The sequence below is a fragment of the Streptomyces sp. CA-278952 genome, from assembly GCF_028747205.1.
Lineage (GTDB): Bacteria > Actinomycetota > Actinomycetes > Streptomycetales > Streptomycetaceae > Streptomyces.
Window position 1 is genome coordinate 83,671 of the sequence record NZ_CP112880.1, and the last position, 20,915, is coordinate 104,585.

At 71.0% G+C, this 20,915-nt stretch carries 17 protein-coding genes; 12 read left to right on the forward strand and 5 right to left on the reverse strand.

Going from position 1 to position 20,915, the window contains the following annotated elements; all coding sequences use genetic code 11:
- Positions 1–47: 47 nt before the first annotated feature.
- From N7925_RS00335 to N7925_RS00350, 4 genes are all read right to left on the reverse strand, one after another.
- Positions 48–785, reverse strand: coding sequence for a MerR family transcriptional regulator (locus tag N7925_RS00335; RefSeq protein ID WP_274342651.1), 738 nt, complete (start codon positions 783–785; stop codon positions 48–50).
- Between the two features lie 262 nt (positions 786–1,047).
- Positions 1,048–2,622 carry an alpha/beta fold hydrolase gene (locus N7925_RS00340; RefSeq protein ID WP_274342652.1) on the reverse strand — a complete coding sequence of 525 codons (1,575 nt, stop codon included), beginning with the start codon at positions 2,620–2,622 and terminating at the stop codon, positions 1,048–1,050.
- A gap of 95 nt (positions 2,623–2,717) precedes the next feature.
- Positions 2,718–3,983: a phthiocerol/phthiodiolone dimycocerosyl transferase family protein gene (locus tag N7925_RS00345; protein WP_274342653.1), complete on the reverse strand. Its 1,266-nt coding sequence runs from the start codon at positions 3,981–3,983 to the stop codon at positions 2,718–2,720.
- Between the two features lie 43 nt (positions 3,984–4,026).
- On the reverse strand, positions 4,027–4,701 hold the full coding sequence (locus tag N7925_RS00350; RefSeq protein WP_265597465.1) for a DUF3159 domain-containing protein: 675 nt from the start codon (positions 4,699–4,701) through the stop codon (positions 4,027–4,029).
- 421 nt (positions 4,702–5,122) lie between these two features.
- Between N7925_RS00350 and N7925_RS00355 the strand changes: the two genes are divergently transcribed.
- The 12 genes from N7925_RS00355 (at position 5,123) to N7925_RS00410 (ending at position 19,345) form a co-directional block, all read left to right on the forward strand.
- Positions 5,123–5,779 (forward strand): GntR family transcriptional regulator, encoded by a 657-nt coding sequence (locus N7925_RS00355; protein ID WP_018960934.1) that lies wholly within the window; start codon positions 5,123–5,125, stop codon positions 5,777–5,779.
- A gap of 50 nt (positions 5,780–5,829) precedes the next feature.
- Positions 5,830–6,732, forward strand: coding sequence for a dihydrodipicolinate synthase family protein (locus tag N7925_RS00360; RefSeq protein ID WP_274342654.1), 903 nt, complete (start codon positions 5,830–5,832; stop codon positions 6,730–6,732).
- Entirely contained in the window at positions 6,729–8,483 is a 1,755-nt protein-coding gene (gene araD / locus N7925_RS00365; protein ID WP_265597468.1) for an L-arabinonate dehydratase, read from the forward strand. The genes N7925_RS00360 and araD overlap by 4 nt, the downstream gene beginning before the upstream one ends.
- Positions 8,484–8,678: 195 nt before the next feature.
- Entirely contained in the window at positions 8,679–9,611 is a 933-nt protein-coding gene (locus N7925_RS00370) for a carbohydrate ABC transporter permease (RefSeq protein WP_265597469.1), read from the forward strand.
- On the forward strand, positions 9,608–10,519 hold the full coding sequence (locus N7925_RS00375; protein WP_265597470.1) for a carbohydrate ABC transporter permease: 912 nt from the start codon (positions 9,608–9,610) through the stop codon (positions 10,517–10,519). Before N7925_RS00370 ends, N7925_RS00375 begins: the two co-directional genes overlap by 4 nt.
- The gene (locus N7925_RS00380; RefSeq protein WP_274342655.1) at positions 10,516–11,757 is read left to right on the forward strand and encodes a Gfo/Idh/MocA family protein; all 1,242 of its coding nucleotides are present in this window, start codon (positions 10,516–10,518) and stop codon (positions 11,755–11,757) included. Before N7925_RS00375 ends, N7925_RS00380 begins: the two co-directional genes overlap by 4 nt.
- Positions 11,754–12,608, forward strand: coding sequence for a PmoA family protein (locus tag N7925_RS00385; RefSeq protein ID WP_274342656.1), 855 nt, complete (start codon positions 11,754–11,756; stop codon positions 12,606–12,608). The genes N7925_RS00380 and N7925_RS00385 overlap by 4 nt, the downstream gene beginning before the upstream one ends.
- Positions 12,605–14,230 carry a glycoside hydrolase family 43 protein gene (locus N7925_RS00390; RefSeq protein ID WP_274342657.1) on the forward strand — a complete coding sequence of 542 codons (1,626 nt, stop codon included), beginning with the start codon at positions 12,605–12,607 and terminating at the stop codon, positions 14,228–14,230. The genes N7925_RS00385 and N7925_RS00390 overlap by 4 nt, the downstream gene beginning before the upstream one ends.
- Positions 14,227–15,561 (forward strand): ABC transporter substrate-binding protein, encoded by a 1,335-nt coding sequence (locus N7925_RS00395; protein ID WP_265597474.1) that lies wholly within the window; start codon positions 14,227–14,229, stop codon positions 15,559–15,561. The genes N7925_RS00390 and N7925_RS00395 overlap by 4 nt, the downstream gene beginning before the upstream one ends.
- A 113-nt stretch (positions 15,562–15,674) precedes the next feature.
- Positions 15,675–16,529, forward strand: a complete 855-nt coding sequence (locus N7925_RS00400) for a rhamnogalacturonan acetylesterase (protein ID WP_274342658.1) — start codon at positions 15,675–15,677, stop codon at positions 16,527–16,529.
- A gap of 81 nt (positions 16,530–16,610) precedes the next feature.
- Positions 16,611–17,954, forward strand: coding sequence for a pectate lyase family protein (locus N7925_RS00405; protein WP_265597476.1), 1,344 nt, complete (start codon positions 16,611–16,613; stop codon positions 17,952–17,954).
- Positions 17,955–18,181: 227 nt separating this feature from the next.
- Positions 18,182–19,345 carry a pectinesterase family protein gene (locus tag N7925_RS00410; RefSeq protein WP_265603707.1) on the forward strand — a complete coding sequence of 388 codons (1,164 nt, stop codon included), beginning with the start codon at positions 18,182–18,184 and terminating at the stop codon, positions 19,343–19,345.
- Here N7925_RS00410 and N7925_RS00415 read toward each other — a convergent pair.
- Entirely contained in the window at positions 19,333–20,910 is a 1,578-nt protein-coding gene (locus tag N7925_RS00415) for a pectate lyase family protein (protein WP_265597477.1), read from the reverse strand. The two genes, N7925_RS00410 and N7925_RS00415, sit on opposite strands and share 13 nt — an antisense overlap.
- Positions 20,911–20,915: the final 5 nt, after the last annotated feature.

Consider the following 20,915-nt stretch of genomic DNA (forward strand, 5'->3'; position numbering starts at 1 on the left):
CCGACTGAACCCGTTGTCCACCGACCGGTGGACAAGGGGCCGCCGGGTCAGACGGTCGTGTTTCCCTCCGGCCGCGCGAGATGGGTCCTGAGGCGGCGCATCACGTCGACCTGGGCGGGGTTGTAGAGGTCGGTGATCGCTCTGCCGATGGTCCGCGCGGTGTGCTCCGGGCCGCGTGGGGCGTCCGAGGAGAGGTCGTCCAGTCCGGGGTGTTTCACGTGCAGTGCGCGAACATAGGGCACGAGGCGTTCCGCGAGGTCCCGGCGCGTCGGTTCGTCGGCGTCGGCGGGGAGGTCGTCGAGTTCCAGGGCGACAGCGTCGGGGTCCTGGCGCAGCATGTCCGCGTAGGCGTCCAGGCCGCTCGGGCCGAGGATCGTGCCCAGGACGGTGACGAACGAGCGGTCCGGGTCGGGCAGTTCGGCGGATTCGTCCGCCTCTGCGAACCGGAGAGGCAGATCGGTGGCGGCGGTCTTCTTCAGCAGTGCCGCGACCTCGACGCGGGCCTGTTGGAGGCGTTCGATGGTGGCGGCCAGTTCGGCATCGAGGGCTTGGAGGGCGTCCCGGGGGTGTTCGTGGTCGCGCAGGGCGGCGATCTGGGCCAGGGAGAATCCGAGGGCCGTGAGGCGTTTGACCCGCAGCAGCCGGACGAGGTGGGCGACGCCGTACTGCTTGTAGCCGTTGGAGCGCCGCTCCGGCTCATCGAGCAGCCCGATGTCGTGGTAGTGCCGCACCGTCCTCAGGCTGGTGCCGGCGAGCTCCGCGATCTCGCGGGTGCTCCACGCCATGATGGGTTTCTCCCTCGGCAGCCGGTGTTGTCGGCGCGGTCGCGCCGAAGGGGTCCAGTGGAAACCATGCCGCAGCGGCATGGTCAAGCGCGGGGGTGCGGGATGGGCGCACCTGGCCCCGGCAGCGTACGGCCAGGTCGCGCCGGGAAGCGAAGGTGTCCCTCCCACCGGAACCGCAGTGTCCTTCTTCCCTCGCTGTTCGGCGGGGGAAGAAGGACACGGACCGGGCGCAGACGCTCGTCGGCGGGCTTCGGTGGGGTGTTCAGAGGGTGCAGGTGGTGCTTTCGGACGGGGTGCGCAGGTGGATCAGATAGTCGGCCACGGCCTTGTTGACGCAGGCATTGACCCCTGATGCGGCGATGGTGTGCTGCTCCCCCTTCACGGTGAGCAGGCTGCCGTCGAGGGTCTCGGCCAGATTGACACCGGCTTGATGCGGGGTGCTCGGGTCACCGGTGATCGAGATCGTCAGGGTGGCGGGCAGCCCGTCGACGCGGTCGGGGAAGGGGTACGTGGTCTTCGGCTCGGCCGGCCAGAACTCGCAGGTGTCCCTGGCCCCTTCGGTGCCGGTGCCCGGGTCGACGAACGGTGCCGCCCGGTAGGTCCTGCCGCGCATCTCGACCGCCTGCTCGGGGGTCATGCGTGCCTCGTCCATACAGGTGATGGCGTAGTTGGCCACGTCGAAGTTGCTGCCGCTCCCGTCCGGGCCGCGCCCGCTGAAGGCCGCGGAGATGGCCAGGAGTTGTTCAGGGTTGCCCGACCGCACCTCGGCGATGCCCTTGGTGATCTTCGGCCAGACCGCTTGGTAGTAGAGGCCGGAGATCACGGCGTCCATGAGGTCGTTGTACGTGAACCGCATCCCCTGCCCGTAGGTGAGCGGCTTTTCGAGCAGCGGACGGGCGATCTTCTGGAACTTCTCGGTCGCTTGCTTCGGATCGGTGCCCAGGGGGCAGTCCTTGCCGGCGGCGCAGGCCTCGGCCATCTTGTCGAAGGAGCGTTGGAAGCCGCTGTACTGGGACAGTCGCCGTTCGCTGCCGAGGTGGGGGTCGACGGCGCCGTCGAGGACCATGCTGCGTACGTTGCCGGGGTACTGCTCGGCGTACAGCGCTCCGATACGGGTTCCATAGCTCTGGCCCAGGAAGTTCAGCTTCTTCCCGCCGAGGGCGGACCGCAGGATGTCCATGTCGCGGACCGTGTCGCGGGTGCTGACGCTGCCCAGGTTCTGTACACCGCCGGAGCCTCGCGCGCACTTGTCGACGAGTCGCTCGGTGTCCTCCTCGGTGAAGCGACCGGCCGTGAGCACGAGTTCGGTCCGTACGTCACCGGCGAGGTAGTCCTCCTCGCTGAAGCAGCTGATCGCCGGTTTGGACGCTCCGACGCCGCGGGGGTCGAATCCCACGAGGTCGAAGCTCTCGGTCACGGGGCTCTTCGCCAGCGCCGTGCCGGTCTGCGCCGCGAAGTTCTGGCCGGTGCCGCCGGGGCCGCCCGAGTTGAGGAGCAAGGGCCCCTTCGACTGGCCGCGTGCGGGAACCCGGAGCACCGCGATCTGCCCCTTCCTGCCGGCGGGTTCGCTGTAGTCCAGCGGCACATCCAGCCGGGCGCACTGAAGGCCGGGGTCGGCGAAGGCCTTTTCGTCCGCCGGGGTGGTGCCGTACCCCTTGCACGAGCCGAACGCGAGGTCCTGGTCGTAGAAGCGGGCCAGCCCGCCGGGTGGTTTCGTCGAGGCTTTCGCCGACTGCGAGGTGTCGGATGTGCTCGGGCTGCAGGCTCCGGCCAGAAGCAGCAGCGGCACGGCCACCGCGGTCATCGCCGGGCGGAGTCGGGTGGGCAGGTAGGGCAACGTCGCTCCTCGTGGAGGGGTGGGCGATGGGGAAGAGCGTGCGGTCGTGCGCGGCGGGCCGGCTCCCGGCGGGCCCGCCGCGTGGGCGGGAACCGTCACGTGGGGCCGGCGTCCGGGTCAAAGGCCGCGCATGCCTGGGCGAGAACAGCGGCCATCTCCGGGAGAAGGCCGGCCACGGGGTCGTGGGTGAGTTCGGTCATCCGCAGGCGCCCGCCGACGGTGACGACGCCGAGGACGTGCTCCCCTCGTACCTGGGTGATCTGCGCGGGGCCCCAGAGAGCCGTGACGGAAGGCGGGATCGGTCCGTGCGCTTCCGCCGCACCGAGGTTGGTGATCTGGATATCGGCCGCAGTGACCGCGGCCATCATCGCCTCGGCGTCCTCGGGGGTCTGCGGTGGGTTCTCGGAGAGAGCCGCGGAACCGGCCCGGAGCGCGTGCGGTGCGCGTTGCCGCGCGAGCGACGCATGGTGTCGCCGGGCGAGGGCCCAGAAGTCGTCCGCATGCGTCGCCTCACTCGCCGTCCGAGCGCCCGCGAAGCGGTTGGCGACATCGTCGGGCAGACCGGCCGCGCGGCGCAGGTCCACCGGACTCAGCACCCGCACGAAGTCGCGGCCCCGCCGGTGGAACACCGTGGAGGCGGCCGAGCAGAGGGCCGCGTGCACCGACATGCCCTCCGTACGGCAGCGGCCGACGAGCCTCGTGGTCAGTTCACGGTCCAGGGCCAGGGCGGACACGTGCGGCAGCAGCGCGGAGAACGGGACGAGCTCTCCGGGTGCGCTCATACGCTCGTCCTCCGCCGGCGAGACCACGGGAGCCGCGGCGTCGCCGGTGTCCGTCCGTACGTCGAGGCCGGCGAGGAGGTCCTCCTGGGCCCGCGGGACGCCGCCGGCCCTTTCGGGTTCGCCGCCGTCGAGAGCCGCGATCAGGTCCAGCAGCACGTGCAGGCCGCCGACTCCGTCGGTGATCTGATGGGCGAAGGTCAGCACGACGGAGCAGTTCGTGTCTCCGGGGATCAGGACGGCTCGCAACAGGGGGCCCGGTTCCGGCGGAATGGGGCGGGTCTGTTCGGTGGCCACGACCGCCTGCCACGGGGTGCCCGCGGCACGTGTCGTGACGTCGACGGCGTCCTCCGCCGAGCGGTACAGGGTTTCCACCTCGCTGCGGTCGACCGAGGCCGCGAGCAGGGGATGCCGCTCCTGGAGGCGCGCCAGCGCCCGTGCCAGCGTCGCCGCCGATACCTGACGGTCGATGTGGGCCACCAGGGAGAACTGGACAGGGTTTCTCTGCATGTAGAGATCGATGGTCTTCTCGAATGCGCCGAGCGCGCGCAATGCCGTTCCCCGGCTGATACTGGTCGTCACTTTCCCGCCCTTTCCGAATGATGTCGCCGTGTGCTTGGGCCGGTCAGGGTTCACGGATCAGCCGTTGGGAGCTCCGCCGGAAAGCCCAGGCGGCGACAAGCGCGGCCACAATCGTCAGTGGGGTGCCCATGGCGACCTTCGCGAACGCCAGCCAGCCGGTGAAGTCGTGGACGTAGAGCCACTGCTTGACGACGAATCGGCCACCGAACACGATCGCCGCGGCCAGGGTGGCGATGTCGTGCGCCCGCAGCACCACCGCGTCCTCCCGCCAGGCGTGCTTGCCGCCGTGGAGGAGGTTCCAGGCGGCGCCGGTCAGCGGCCGACGGACCAGAAGCGAGCCGAAAGCGGCGATGAATCCGGCGAGGGCCGCCCAGATCCCGAGCAGGAAGAAGTCCTTGGCCGACCCGGTCAGCGCGACGATGCCCGCGGCGAACGCCACGCCGACGAGCCCGCCGACCGCCGAGGCGAAGCGCTCGCCGCGCAGCAGGCGCACCACGGTGAGCACCACGCCGGTGGCCATCGCCACGGAGATGGCCACCGCTGTGGTCCCCAGGGAATTTCCCACCACGAAGACGACGACCGGGATGGTGGAGTAGACGAATCCCGCCGGGCCTCCCATGGATTCGAGCATGGTCGGTTTCGGGTCAGGGACCGGCGCGGATACGAGGGGTGCGGCGGGCTCCTGAGGAGCGCTGCGGTCACCGTCCAGAAAAGTCATGAAGTTCTCCTGGGTAGTCGGTTCCAGGACCGCCCTGAAATCGAATGCAATCCCTTTTCCCCACGTCGTCTCGTTTCCGTCGAACGACGCCGGGGCTTGGGTATTCAAAGGGCGTTTACCTCGTCGATTCCCGGCGAAACCCGTGACGTTACGGCACAGTTCCGCGCATAGGGGTCGCGCACGTCCCAGCGGCGGAGGCCGGGCGGGCCGGGCCGGCACCGCACGGGAGAGACCGGCTTCGCCGACGGGGCCCGCCCCGACGGGCAGCACGCCCACCGGCGTCGTCAAGTGACACCCGGGGCGCAGAAGTTCTTCGGTCGGAAGCGTTGACGAAACATTCCGCGTGGCTCTAGCTTCATCGCGTCGTACTTCGTACGTCATATATGAGACGCGATACGCGAGATGTGAGAGCCCGTCACCCATGACCTTCGCCCCTGCCCCGATCCCGTCCCGGACCCAGTACGTGCTGGAGGCCATCAAGCACGCCATCCTCACCGCGCAGTTGAGACCGGGACAGGCGCTGGTCGAGACCGAACTCGCCGCACAGTTCGGGGTGTCGAAGACTCCCGTCCGCGAGGCGCTCAAGACGCTCGCGGGCACGGGACTCGTGGTGATGAGCCAGTACAAGGGCGTCACCGTGCGGCTCGTCGACGCGACCATGGCCAGGGAGGTGTACGACGTGCGCCTTCTGTTGGAGCCGGAGGCGCTGCGCCGCTCCATCACCCGGGGCGCCTCGCTGGAGGCGGCCCAAGAGGCCCTGGAACGTGCCGACTCGGCGGCCGACACGGCGGACAGGTCGCTGGCCAACCGCGACTTCCACCGGGCCCTGTACCTGCCCTGCGGCAACCCGCTGCTCTCCCGGATGCTCGACGAGGTCCGCGACCAGGCGGCGCTCGTGTCGACCGTGGCCTGGTCGGCCGTCCCGTCCTGGGAGCGCGAAGCGGCCGAGCACCGCGAGATCCTGCGGCTCGCCCTCGCCGATGACGCGGAGGCCGCCGCCGGGGCCCTGCACCACCACATCGCATCGTTCGTGCGCCGCGCCTTCCCCGACGACGAAGACGGGGGCGACGCCGCGTGAACCGCCCGCTGGACACGCTCCACCAGCACCTCGAAGAAAGGCCAGTCCGCATGGACCACTCACCGCTCAAGGCGGCCCTCGCAGACGTCGTGGCGATCCCGGTGACGCCGTTCGCCGAGGACGGGAGTATCGACACCGCGACCCACCGCGTCCTGATGCGCAGGCTGCTCGACGGCGGCGTCCGCACGGTCACCCCGAACGGCAACACCGGGGAGTTCTACGCCCTCACCCCCGACGAGCGGCGCCTCGTCACCGAGCTGACCGTCGAGGAGGCCGCGGGGCGCGCCACCGTCCTGGTGGGCGTCGGTCACGACGTGCCGACCGCGGTGGCCGCGGCCGAGCACGCCGCCGAGGCCGGTGCGGACATGGTGATGGTGCACCAGCCGGTGCACCCGTACATCGCGCAGGACGGGTGGGTCGACTACCACCGGTCGATCGCCGAGGCCGTGCCGCAGCTCGGCGTCGTCCCCTACATCCGCAGTCCGCGGCTGGCCGGCGAGCGGCTCGCCGAACTCGCCGACGCCTGCCCCAACGTCATCGGTGTGAAGTACGCGGTCCCCGACGCGGCCCTCTTCGGCGCCTTCGCCCGGGACGCCGGCCTGGAACGGTTCGTCTGGATCGCCGGCCTCGCGGAGCTGTACGCCCCCTCCTACTTCGCCACCGGCGCCACCGGCTTCACCTCCGGTCTCGTCAACGTCGCCCCGGCCGTCTCCCTCGACATGCTGGAGGCACTGCGGGCCGGGGACTACGTGGCGGCAATGAAGGTCTGGGAGCGTATCCGCCGCTTCGAGGAGCTCCGCGCCGCGGAGCAGTCCGCCGACAACGTCACCGTCGTGAAGGAGGCCCTGTCCGCGCTGGGGCTCTGCCGCCGCGATGTACGCGCTCCGAGCCGGGTCCTGCCCGAGGCCCGGCGCGCCGAGGTCGCCGGACTGACAGCCGAGTGGGCGCTGTGACCGACACGTCCACCCGGGGCCCGGCAACCGGCCGTATCGCGCCCGAAGAGCTGCGCAGCCACCGATGGTTCGGCACCGACGGGCTGCGGTCCTTCAGCCACCGGGCCCGCACCCGTCAGCTCGGCTACCTCCCCGAGGAGCACCTCGGCAAGCCGGTCATCGCGGTGCTCAACACCTGGTCCGACATCAACCCGTGCCACACCCACCTGCGCGAACGGGCACAGGCGGTCAAGCGGGGGGTCTGGCAGGCGGGCGGGTTCCCGCTGGAGTTCCCGGTCTCCACCCTCTCGGAGACCTTCCAGAAGCCGACCCCGATGCTCTACCGCAACCTGCTGGCGATGGAGACCGAGGAGCTGCTGCGCTCCTACCCCGTCGACGGGGCCGTGCTGCTTGGCGGCTGCGACAAGTCGACGCCCGCGCTGCTGATGGGCGCCGCCTCCGTGGACCTGCCGACCGTCTTCGTGCCCGCCGGGCCGATGCTGCCCGGGCACTGGCGCAACGAAGTGCTGGGCTCCGGCACGGACATGTGGAAGTACTGGGACGAGCGGCGGGCCGGGAACATCGGCGACTGCGAGATGGCCGAGCTGGAGAACGGTCTCGCCCGCTCCCCCGGCCACTGCATGACGATGGGCACCGCCTCCACCCTGACGGCCGCCGCCGAGGTGCTGGGCGTCACCCTGCCGGGCGCCTCGTCCATACCCGCCGTCGACTCGGGGCACGAGCGGATGGCCGCGGCCTCGGGGCTGCGCATCGTCGACCTCGTCATGCGGCAGGTGACGCTGTCGCAGATCCTGACGCCGGAGGCGTACGAGGACGCCGTCGCCACGGTTCTCGCGCTCGGCGGCTCCACCAACGCCGTGATCCATCTGATCGCGATGGCGGGCCGGTCCGGCGTGAAGCTCACCCTGGACGACTTCGACCGGATCGCCCGTACGGTGCCCGTCCTCGCCGACCTCCGTCCCGGCGGGCGGTACTTGATGGAGGACTTCCACTTCGCCGGCGGCCTGCCCGGCTTTCTGGGGCGCCTCACCGACGTACTGCATCTGGACCGGCCCACGGTCGCGCACACCACCCTGCGCGAGCAGCTCGACGGGGCCCCCGTGCACAACAGCGACGTCATCCGCGAGCGCTCCGACCCGCTGGCCGGGGAAGGCGGGGTGGCGGTGCTGCGCGGCAACCTCTGTCCCGACGGGGCCGTCATCAAGCACATCGCCGCCGAGCCGCGTCTGCTGCGCCACACCGGGCCCGCCGTCGTCTTCGACGACTACCGGGAGCTCCAGCGCACGATCAACGACCCGGCCCTCGGCCTCACTCCGGACCATGTGCTCGTGCTGCGCAACGCCGGGCCCCAGGGCGGCCCCGGCATGCCCGAGTACGGCATGCTGCCGATCCCCGACTACCTGCTGAAGCAAGGTGTACGGGACATGGTGCGGATCTCCGACGCGCGGATGAGCGGCACCAGTTACGGGGCGTGTGTGCTGCACATCGCGCCCGAGTCGTTCGTCGGCGGTCCGCTCGCCCTGGTCCGCACCGGCGACCTCATCACCCTCGACGTCGAGGCCCGGCTCCTGCGGCTCGACGTCGACGACGAGGAACTGGAGCGGCGCAGGGCCGCCTGGTCCCCGCCGCCGGCCCGCTACGGGCGGGGCTACGGGGCGCTGTACCAGGACCAGATCACCCAGGCCGACACCGGATGCGACTTCGCGTTCCTGGCCCGGCAGGGAGAGGTGCCCGACCCGTACGCGGGTTGAACCGGGCCCTGTGACTGTACGGGCCCCGCGACCGTACGCGGGTCAGTGACCGTACGCGGGCGGAGCCGGGGCCCCCTCTGCACCTCACTTCCCCCGGGTCGCTCCAGCTCTTCATAGCAAGCGCTTTCACCACCAGTGGCCAGCAGGCCCGAACGTCCAGCGCATCCAGCACCTCCCAGAGATCGGAGACGCGTCATGGCCCCAACCGCAGCCGTGGCCACACCGCCGCCCAAAGAGACCCGGCGCCGCCGGGCAAGCCCCCGCCGCCTGCCGTATCTACTGATCGCGCCGGCGGGCCTCCTGATGCTGGGCTTCATCGCCTACCCGGTGCTCAGCGTCTTCTACTACAGCCTGCAGAACTACAACGTCACCAAGCCGTGGCGGAACGGCTTCGCCGGGCTCGACAACTTCCGGCGCATGTTCACCGAGGACGACCAGTTCTGGCCGACGCTCGGGTTCAGTGCCCAGTGGGTCGTCACCCAGGTCACGCTCCAGCTGCTCCTCGGCCTGGCGCTCGCCCTGATCGTCAACCAGACGTTCATCGGGCGCGGCATCTCCCGGGCCATGGTCTTCTCCCCCTGGGCCGTCTCCGGTGTGCTGACCAGCACGATCTGGATCCTGCTCTACAACTCCTCGACGGGGTTCAGCCGCTACCTCGCGGACGCCGGGATCGGCGAGTACGGCACGTCGGTGCTCTCGGACACCGGAACCGTCTTCTGGGCGGCCACCGTCACCGAACTCTGGCGCGGCGTCCCCTTCTTCGCGATTCTCATCCTCGCCGACCTCCAGTCCGTCTCGAAGGAGTTGTACGAGGCGGCCTCGGTCGACGGCGCGGGCCGGCTGCGGCAGTTCTTCCACATCACGCTGCCCCACCTGCGGGACGCGATCATCCTCGCCACCCTGCTGCGCGGTGTCTGGGAGTTCAACAACGTCGACCTGCTCTACACCCTCACCGGCGGAGGGCCCGCGGGGGAGACCACCACCCTGCCGCTCTACGTGGCCAACACCGGCATCGAGGGCCACGACTTCGGGTACGCCTCCGCGCTCACCACCGTCGCCTTCGTGATCCTCCTCTTCTGTTCGATCGTCTATCTGCGCCTGAGCAAGTTCGGAGGCGACCGCACGTGACCGCCCTGCTCACCGAGAAGAACGGAACCGCTCGGCGGTCCTCCGCTCCCGGCTCCCCGCCGTCCTCCCCGCGCCGTCGCCCCGGGCGGGAGCGCGCCTTCGACGACGTGCCGCGCTGGCAGATCTATCTGCCGCTCGGCCTCTACCTGCTCTTCACCCTCATCCCGTTCTACTGGATGCTGCTCTTCGCCGTACGGCCCGCCGGCTCCACCTCGTTGGTGCCCTGGCCGATGACCGGAGCGCACTTCGACAAGGTCTGGAACGAGCGGAGCTTCGCCGTCTTCTTCCAGAACAGCATGATCGTCGGCGTCGCGACGCTCGTCGCCACGACCCTGGTCGCCCTGGCCGGCGGCTACGCCCTGGCCCGGTTCGACTTCAAGATCAAGGGCGCGTTCATGCTCGCGTTGCTCTGTTCGCAGTTCATCCCGGGCGCCCTGATGCTCGTACCCCTTTTCGAGATCTTCCGGAACCTCCAGATGATCAATTCGCTCTGGAGCGTCGTCATCGCGGAGACGGTGTTCCAGCTCCCGCTGTCGATCATCCTGATCAGCGGTTTCATCAAGAACGTCCCCGTCTCCCTGGAGGAGGCCGCCTGGGTCGACGGCTGCTCGCGCTTCACCGCCTTCCGCACCGTCGTCCTGCCGCTCCTGCGCCCCGGGCTGATCGCCGTCGGCTCCTTCGCGTTCGTGCACAGCTGGAACCACTTCCTCTTCGCCCTGATATTCCTGAGCGAGCAGGACAAGCAGACGATCCCGGTCGGTCTCAACACCCTGATCGGCGCGGACAGCGTCGACCTGGGCGCGCTCGCGGCGGGCGGTGTCATCGCGGCCGTTCCCGTGGTGATCGTCTTCGCCTTCATCCAGAAGTGGCTCGTCACGGGCTTCAGCGCCGGCGCGGTGAAGGGATGAGGGAAGAGACCGCCCCCACCGCGGCCCCGGCCGCCCGCGTGCCCGTCGTCCCGACCGCCCCGGTGCCCGCCCCCGTGCCCGTCGTCCTGGCCGGCGCCCGGGGCCACGGCCGGTGGCACCTCGCCAATGTGCGCCGGCTCCAGCACCAGGGCCGGGTCAGGCTGGCCGGCATCTGCGAGCTGGAGCCGCTGACCGCCGGTGAACTCGCCGCCTCCGGCTTCGGCGCCGGCGAGTCGCCCGAGCAGTCCGACGACTTCGGCGCGCTTCTGGACGGCACCGGAGCGCGGGCGGCCATCATCTGCACCCCCATCCAGACCCACACCGAGCTGGCCCTCGCCGCCGCAGCCCGGGGCGTCCACCTGCTGCTGGAGAAGCCGCCCGCCGCCGGCTGGGCCGACTACGCGCGGATGGCCGAAGGCGTCGAACGAGCGGGCATCGCCTGCCAGGTGGGGTTCCAGTCCTTCGGGTCGCACGCCCTGCCCGCCATCCGCGAGCTGGTGGCCACCGGAGCCATCGGGACCGTCACCGGCTTCGGGGCCGCCGGGGCGTGGGTCCGGGACGACGCCTACTTCCGGCGGGCGCCCTGGGCCGGGCGGCGCAGGATCGGCACCACCGACGTGGTCGACGGCGTCCTCACCAATCCCCTGGCGCACGCCGTGGCCACCGCGCTCGAACTGGCCTGCCGGGGCAGGTCCGAGGAGGTCACCTCCATCGAGACGGAGCTGTACCGGGCGCACGCCATCGAGGCGGACGACACCAGCAGCGTCCGCGTCACCACCGCCGGCGGGCCGAGTGTCACCGTCGCCGTCACCCTGTGCGCCGAACGGGCCGGGGAGCCGTACGTCATCGTGCACGGTGAGAAGGGACGGATCACCTTCTGGTACAAGCAGGACCGCGTCCTGGTGCAGCGCGCAGGACGGGGCCCCGAGGAGACCGTCCACGGGCGGACCGATCTCCTGGAGAACCTCCTCGACCACCTGGAGCACGGCACACCGCTGCTGGTTCCGCCCGCGTCCACGGGGGCGTTCATGCGCGTCGTCGAGGCCGTACGCAGCGCCCCCGAGCCCGCCCCGCTGCCCGACCGTGCCTGGGAGACCCGGTACGACGGGCCGGGCGGCGGGCCGAGGCGGGTCGTGCCGGGCATCGACTCCCTGGTCGCCGCCGGGGCCGAGTCCCTCAGCCTCTTCTCCGAACTGGGCGCCCCCTGGGCCCGGGTGGGCGAGGCGGCCGCCTCATGACCCAGCACGCCACCGACCCGTTCCCCGACCTGCCGGCCACCCTTGCCTGCGGCTCCGACACCGTCGCCCACTACGGCTACGCGCCGGGCGCGGACGGCCGCCCCCGCCTGCACCCCGTCACCACGCTCGGCGGGATCGCCGTCACCGAGGAGCGTCCCACCGACCACCTCCACCACCTGGGCGTCTCCGTCGCCGTCCCCGACGTCGCCGGGTACAACTTCTGGGGCGGGCGCACCTTCGTACGGGGCCGGGGGCCCACCGCACTCGACAACCACGGCGTCCAACGCCACCTGGCCCGCCCGCACCGCAGCCCGAACGGCTTCACGCAGGAGCTCGGCTGGGAAGCGGCCGGCGTCGAGCTCCTGCGTGAGCACCGCACCCTGTCGGCCACCCGGATCTCCGGCACCGCCTGGGAGCTGGACTTCTCCTTCGTGCTCACCAACCCCGGGGGCACGGATCTCTCCATCGGCAGCCCCGCGACCAACGGCCGGCCGGGCGCCGGGTACGGCGGCTTCTTCTGGCGCGCCCCCAAGGAGGCCGAACCGCCCACCGTGTTCAGCGGCGCGCACGAGGGCGAGAGCGCGGTTCACGGCCGCACCGCCGACTGGCTGGCGCTCTCCGGGGACGGCTGGACGCTCGTGTTCGTGGGGGCGACCGAGGAGACCCGGCGCGACCCATGGTTCGTGAGGACCTCCGAGTACCCGGGCGTCGGCTCCAGCCTGGCGGCGCACGAGCGGCTGCCCGTAGCCGCCGGAGCGTCGGTCGTGCGCCGGATCATCACCGTCGTCGTGGACGGCAGGCCCGACCGGGAGACCGCCGCCCGGTACGCGCGCGAGGCGGTGGCCCGGTGAGCCCGCCCTGGAGCTCCGACCTCGGTGACGGGACGTACCGCAACCCGGTCCTCAACGCCGACTGGTCCGACCCCGACGTCGTCCGCGTCGGTGACGACTACTACCTCACCGCGTCCAGCTTCGGCCGGTCCCCCGGGCTGCCGCTCCTGCACTCCCGCGACCTGGTCAACTGGACCGCCGTCGGACACGCGCTGGACCGCCTCGAACCCGCCGCCGAGTTCGCCGCTCCCCGCCACGACCGCGGGGTCTGGGCCCCCTCGCTGCGCCACCACGGCGGACGCTTCTGGATCTTCTGGGGCGACCCCGACCACGGTGTCCAGCAGATCAGCGCACCCCGCGTCGAGGGCCCTTGGAGCGCCCCGCATCTGCTCAAGGCGGGCAAGGGGTTCATCGACGCCTGCCCGCTGTGGGACGAGGAGACCGGCGAGGCCTATCTCGTCCACGCCTGGGCCAGGTCCCGCTCCGGCGTCAAGAACCGGCTCACCGGCCACAGGATGAGCCCCGACGGCCGCGAACTCCTCGACGCGGGATCGACGCTGGTGGACGCCGACCGGATTCCGGGCTGGTTCACCCTCGAAGGCCCCAAGCTCTACCGGCGCGACGGCTATTTCTGGATCTTCGCACCGGCCGGCGGCGTGGAGACCGGCTGGCAGGGCGCCTTCCGTTCCCGGGACTTCTTCGGCCCGTACGAGGAACGCGTCGTCCTCGCCCAGGGCCGCACCGACGTCAACGGCCCCCATCAGGGCGGCTGGGTGCACACCTCCGCGGGTGAGGACTGGTTCCTGCACTTCCAGGCCCGGGGAGCGTACGGGCGGGTCGTCCACCTCCAGCCGATGCGCTGGGACGCCGAAGGGTGGCCCGTCATCGGCGACGGGGGCGAGCCCGTGCCCCGGCACACCAAACCCGTCGCCCCCGCCCAGCCGGTGGCGGCACCCGCCGTCGACGACGACTTCCCCCACGGCCGCCCCGGGGCCCAGTGGCAGTGGACGGCCAACCCGCGCCCCGGCTGGACCACCCGGCACAGCGGGGCCGGGTTGCGGCTGACCTGCGTACGGACCGCGTACGAGCACGACCTGCGGCTGCTGCCCAACATTCTGGTCCAGCGGCTGCCCGCCGAAGCGTTCACCGTCGACGTGGATCTCGCACTGGACAGCGGCGAACCGGGCGCCAAGGCCGGACTCGCCGTGGTGGGCGACGCCTTCGACTGGATCGGGCTCGCGGTCGCCGCGGACGGCACTGTGCGGCTCGTCCACCGCTTCGCCGAGGGCGTCGCCACACACGAACGGGACGCGGCCGGGTCCCGTGCGTCCCCCGGCGGACGGGCCAGGCTGCGCGTCGAGGTCGCGGCGGGGGCCCGCTGCCGCTTCTCCGCCGACACCGGCGACGGGTTCCGGCCCTCGGGCCAGGTCTTCGCCGCCACCCCCTGGCGCTGGGTCGGGGCCCTCCTCGGGCTCTTCGCCACCGCGCCGGCAGGGACGGTCCCCGCCGGAACGGCCCGCTTCACCGCATTCCGCGTCACCGGCACCCACCCCCCGCAGAAGTACACGAGTACGGATCCATCTCCATCACACCCATCACACCCATCACACCCGCATCACCAGACAGAGAAGAGCCGACGATGACCATTTCGAAGACCCAGCGGGGACGTACCGCGGCCACGGTCTCCATCGCGGCGGTGCTCGCGCTGACGGCGACCGCGTGCGGCGACGACGGCAGCGGCTCCGGCACGGAGGGCAGCGGAAAGGGCGAGATCACCTTCTGGGACAACAACGGCGGTCCGCGCACCGCCGTCTGGACCGAGATCATCAAGGACTTCGAGAAGCAGCACCCGGACATCGAGGTCAAGTACGTCCCGATCCCGATCGCCGACGTCCAGTCCAAGTACGACACCGCGATCGCGGGCGGCGGGCTGCCGGACGTCGGTGGCGTCGGCACGGCCTATCTGGCCAACATGGTCTCCCAGGAAGCCCTGGAGCCGGTCAACGACCGGCTGGAGAAGTCCGCGCTGAAGGGCAAACTGGTCGAGTCCATGGTCGAGAGCGTCCGCGCGGCGGCCGGCCGGGGCGACGACGTCTACTCCGTACCGACCTCCGCGAACAACGGCGTGCTCTGGTACCGCACCGACCTGTTCGAGCAGGCCGGTCTGAAGGCCCCCGACACCTGGGCGAATTTCTACACGGCGGCCGAGAAGCTGACCGACGCGAAGAACAACAAGTTCGGCTACACGATCCGCGGCGGCGCCGGCTCCATCGCGCAGGCCCTGGACTCCGTCTACGGGCAGTCCGGCATCACCGAGTTCTGGGACGGTGACAAGACGACGCTCAACGACCCGAAGAACGTCGCCGCTCTGGAGAAGTACGCCGGGCTCTTCAAGAAGACCACGCCCGCAGCCGACGTCAACAATGACTTCACCAAGATGGTGGCCCAGTGGGACACCGGCACGATCGGCATGCTGAGCCACAACCTGGGCTCCTACCAGGACCATCTGAAGGCTCTCGGTGAGGACAAGTTCGCGGGCATACCCGCGCCCATCGGGGACGGCGGCACCCGGGTGCAGGTCTCCAACCCCGTGGACGGCCTCGGACTCTTCCGGACGAGCCGGAACAAGACCGCGGCGTGGAAGTTCATCGAGTTCGCGGCCTCCCACGCGTCCAACAGCAAGTGGAACAAGTCGGCGGGCGCCATCCCGGCCAACACCGAAGCGGCGAAGGACCCCTGGATCAAGGAGACCGAGTCGACCGCGCTGGCCGCGCAAACCCTGACCGACGGCTCCACGAAGGTCGTCGATCTGCCCTACTACCTGCCCGACTGGAACAACATCAGCAAGGCGGACAACGAGCCGGAGTTCCAGAAGGTGTTGCTCGGCAAGATCACGGCCAAGGCGTTCCTCGACGACATGGCCGAGCAGTTGAACGCCGCCAACAAGGAGTGGAAGGAGATCGGCAACGGCTGATCCGGCCTCCTCCTCCGTCCCTCCCCCGATGACGGGGCCGGCGGCGGTCCGGGTCGCGCTCCGCCGCCGGTCCCTCTCCCGCGCAAGCGCGCACCCAAGAGAGGCAGCCCTCCGTGTCACTCACCCGCCGACAGACCGCCGCCGCACTGCTCACCGTGCCCCTGGGCCCGGCCCTCGCCCTCACCGCCACCCCCGCGCTCGCACACGGCGGCGGGGGCGGGGGTGAGGGCGGCAGACCCCGGCCCCGTACGATCCACATCGCCGGTGACTCCACGGCCGCCGCGAAACACTCCGACGCCGCGCCCGAGACGGGCTGGGGCATGGCGCTCCCCTTCTTTCTCGCCGATCGGCTCCGAGTCGCCAACCACGCGGTGAACGGCCGCAGTTCGAAGAGCTTTTTCGACGAGGGCCGCCTCAACGCGCTCCTGGCCGGTGTCCAACCCGGCGATCTCGTCCTCATCCAGTTCGGCCACAACGACCAGAAGACCGAGGACCCGGCCCGCGGCACAGACCCGTACACCACCTATCAGGATTACCTGCGCCGGTACGTGAAGGGCGCCCGCGCACGACGGGCCCGGCCGGTGTTCGTCACCTCGGTCGAGCGCCGCCGGTTCGCCGCCGACGGCACCGCCCGGCCCACGCTCGGCGAGTACCCGGCGGCGATGCGCGCCCTGGCCGCCGAGGAGGACGTCCCGCTGGTCGACGTCCAGTCGCTCTCCCTCGCCCGCTGGCAGGAGCTGGGTCCGGACGGTACCGAGGCGTGCTTCCTGTGGCTGGATCCCGGTGACTCGCCCAACTACCCCGACGGCGCCCAGGACAACACCCACTTCAGGCCGGTGGGCGCCATCGAGGTGGCCCGGCTGACCGCACGGGCGCTGCTCGGCGAGGGCGTGCTCGCCCCGCGCGACCTCCGCCGCCTGGACGACCGGGTCCCGGCGGAGTGGATCACCTGGTCCGGGCCCGCCTGACACCGGCCTGACGCTCTTCCCCTCGTCCTTTCCCCTCTGCCGAAGACTCTCCCCTCCGCCTACGACACAGAAGGATTCGCCATGCCCGCACGCAAGCGTCATACCCGCGCCATCGCCGTGACCCTGGGCTGCACCTCCCTGGCCCTCGCTCTCTGCACCCCGGCCCAGGCCACCGCGCACCCGCGCCACGCCGGCCCCGGCGTCGAGCGCGCCGTACTGCCCGCCGGAGACGGCTGGGCCGCCGCCGAGGGCTCCACCACGGGTGGCGCGAACGCCACCCCCGACCACGTCTACACGGTGACCGACCGGGCCGAACTCGTCGCCGCCTTCGCGGAGGCGGGCGACGCCCCGAAGATCATCAGGATCTCCGGGACCGTGCACGGCAACTCCGACGTGAGCGGCACGCCGATCGGCTGCGAGCAGTATCAGACCGGCGGATACACGCTGGAGAAGTACCTCGCCGCCTACGACCCCGAGGTCTGGGGCCGGGACGCGGTCCCCTCGGGTCCGCTGGAGGAGGCCCGCGTCGCCTCCGCGAAGCTGCAAGCGGCCGCCGTCACGATCAAGGTCCCCTCCAACACCACCCTGGTCGGGGTGGGAAAGGACCCGAAGGTCATCGGGGCCTCGCTCCAGGTGCGGGACGTCTCCAACGTCATCATCCGTAACATCGGCTTCGAGGACACCTACGACTGCTTCCCCCAGTGGGACCCCACGGACGGGGCAGAAGGCGCCTGGAACTCCGAGTACGACAACCTCGTCGTGTACGGGTCCCGCCACGTCTGGGTCGACCACAACACCTTCAGCGACGGCGACCGCCCCGACGCGGACCAGCCCCACTACTTCGGCCAGGTGTACCAGCAGCACGACGGCCTCTTCGACATCGTGCGCGGCGCCGACCTGGTCACCGTCTCGTGGAACGTCCTCAAGGACCACGACAAGACCATGCTCATCGGCAACAGCGACGGCGCCGGCGCCACCGACCGGGGCAAGCTCCGCGTCACGCTCCACCACAACCTCTTCAAGGACGTCAAGGAGCGGGCCCCGCGCGTGCGCTTCGGCCAGGTCGACTCGTACAACAACCACTTCGTGGCGACGAAGGGCAGTGCCTACGGGTACACGTACGGGATCGGCGCGGAGTCGCGACTGGTCGCCGAGCACAACGCGTTCACCCTGGCGCGGGGCGTGGACCCCGCGACGATCCTGAAGAAGTGGTCGGAGTCGTCGCTCACGGCGGAGAACAACTACGTCGGCGGGCGGAAGACCGACCTGGTCGCCATGCACAACGCGGGTGTGCCGGGCGAGCACCTCACCGAGGGCGCCGGTTGGAAGCCCCACCTGCGGACGGCCGTCCACCACCCGCTCGTCATACCGGTGCTCGTGGCGCTCAAGGCCGGAGCGGGCAGGGCGAGCGTGAGCGGCCGCTGAGAGCCCGTCCCCGAGCGCACACACCCGGAGGCGACCGCCCACGCACCGCATCACCCCGGGCGGGCCGCCTCCGGGCCTGCTTCCCCCCCCATCCGACCCTCCCTGAACCGGCCGGAGCGGCACCGCATGCTTTCCACCACCCCGGAGAGCGCCGCTCCGGCCTTTCGCCGCCCACCCCGAGGAGCCCCATCATGTCCAGTGGACCTTCCCTGCCCAACGGGCCTTCCCTGCCCAGCAGGCGCACCGCCCTCGCCCTGCTCGCCGGAACCGGTGCCGTCCTCGCCCTCGGTGCGACCGCCGCCCACGCCGGGGCCGCGGGCCCCCGCCCCTTCGGGCGCTACGGCTCGCCCACCCGGCGGCTGGATCCCCGCACGCTGTACGTCGACCCGCACGGCCGCGGCGACCACACCGACGTACAGTCCGCCGTCGACGCGGCGACCGGCACCGGACGCACGCTCGTGATCGCCCCCGGTGTGTACCGCGCGACGGTGCTCATCGGCCCCGCCCACGAAGGGCTCACCCTGGTCGGTGCGGACGGCGACGCCCGGAACACCGTGCTCGTGTACGACAACGCGGCGGGCACGCCCAGGCCCGACGGCTCCGGAACCCTGGGCACCAGTGGATCGGCCTCCGTCACCGTCCGGGCGGCCGGGTTCACCGCCCGCGACCTGACCTTCGCCAACGACTGGCTGCGCTCCGACAACCCCGAGTACACCGGCACGCAGGCCGTCGCCATCAAGGTCCAGGGGGACCGGTCGGCGTTCTACGGCTGCCGGTTCCTAGGCCACCAGGACACCCTGTACGCCGACTCCCTCGCCGTCACCGCGTTCGCCCGCCAGTACTACCGCGACTGCTACGTGGAGGGGGACGTCGACTTCGTCTTCGGCCGCGCCACCGCCGTCTTCGACCGCTGCCACTTCCGCGCGCTCACCCGCACCGACCTGGCCTCGGCCCCGTACGGCTACGTCTTCGCGCCGAGCACCGCCGGAGCCAATCCGTACGGCTTCCTGGTCGTGCGCTCCCAGGTCACGAGCACCGCCCCCGACGCGTACTACAAGCTCGCCCGCCCCTGGGTGCCCTCCTCGGACCTCACCGCGCACCCCATGCTGACCGTCCGCGACAGCCGGCTCGGCCCGGGGATCGACGCCAGGGCGCCGTACGCCACCATGTCCGCGGGCTTCCCGTGGCAGGACCAGCGCTTCGCCGAGCACCGCAACACCGGCCCGGGCGCCCTGGTCACCGTCCCCGCGAACCGCCCCCAGCTCAGCGCGGCCGAGGCCCGCGCCCACACCCCGGGCCGCTGGCTGGACGCCCGGAACCCGCACCTCCCGGGTACGTGGGAGATGCGGGCCGTGGACGGTGGGCGCGGCCTGCGTGGTCAGCCCGCGTAGGTCTCGAACTCGGCGATCTTCGGGGTGCCGGTCGAGCCGGTGATCTCGAAGGTGATCTTCCGCAGGGAGGTGCGGGGGAAGGCGATGTCCCCGGCGCCGGTGCCGGAGGTCAGGACGGCGCCGGTGTCCGCGTTGAGGAGCCGCCACGTCGTGACCGTGCCCGCGGAGCCCGCCGCCTCACGGATCCGGACCGAGGAGACGGCCGTGTCGGAACCCCACTTGATCGAGGCGGAGCCGGTGGGCCCCACGGGCGACCAGTAGGTGCTCAGGTCGCCGTCGCGCAGATCGCCGTAGCTTGTTCCGGCGGCCTTGCTGGATCCGTCGGAGCCCGCTCCGATGCTGAGGTTGGTCCCGGTGGGCGGGGTGGGGTCGGTCGGCCCGGGAGTCGGGTCCGTCGGTCCCGGCGTCGGGTCGGTGGGCGTCGGTGTCGGGTCGGTGGGCGTCGGAGTGGGCGTCTGCGGTGTGCAGTTTCCGTCCGAGACCTTCAGGCCCTTGCCCGCGCCCGCCGTGCGGCTCACCACGTCCGGCACGCAACTGGCCGCGTCGGCACGGTAGGTGTAGGGGATGTTCACCGTAGTGGTGGACTTCATGTCGGGGCCTGCGGGTTGGGTCGTGCCGCCGGGGCTGGACCAGGTGACGTTGTCGAGGGTGTTGCCGCTGACCTGCCAGTAGCCGGCCTCGTCGGTGTAGAAGGTGCCGAGGATGTCCTTGGAGTCCTCGAAGTAGTTGTTCTCCACCTTGGCGCGGGCCCCGGCCCGGGAGTTGATGCCGGACTCGTTGAGCTTCACGTAGTGGTTGTTGTAGATGTGGGCGATACCTCCGCGCAACAGGGGGGCACGGGAGTCGATGTTCTCGTACAGGTTGTGGTGGTAGGTGATGAAGCCGTTGGAGAGGTCGCTCTCGCTGGACCCCACCAGGCCGCCGCGGCCGGAGTTGCGCAGGATGCTGTACGAGAGGGTCACGTACTGCGTGTTGGCCTTCATGTCGAAGAGGCCGTCGTACCCCTCCGACTCCCCGCCCGACGCCTCCAGGGTCGTGTGATCGACCCAGACGTTGCGGACGCCGGACTCCATGCCGATGGCGTCGCCGCCGTTGGAGGTGGGCGAGCCGGACTTCTTGACGTTCCGGACGGTCACGTTCTGGATGATGATGTTGCTGGCCTCGCGCAGGTGGATGCCCAGCTGGTCGAAGACGGCCCCGCTGCCGACGCCGACGATCGTGACGTTGCTGATCTGCTTGAGCTCGATCACGCCGGCGGCGGTGCTGCAGCTGTCGCCGGACACCTTGGTGGTGTTGCCGTGGTTGATGGTGCCTTCGACCTCGATCACGATCGGAGTGCTGCTGTCGGCCCGCCCGCACAGCGCCTCATGAATCTGGGTCCCGGTAGTGGCGCGAACGGTCTGCCCGCCCGCACCGCCGGTGGTCCCGCCGTTCTGGGTGGCGTAGCCGGTGGCGCTCCCGGTCGCCGCCACCGCCTCGGGCGCCGACAGCACCGCTCCGGTCGCGGCCGCGAGGGCCAGGGTTGCCACGGCGGCCTGCAGCCGCCGTGCGACTGGTCGTCCCATGTTCG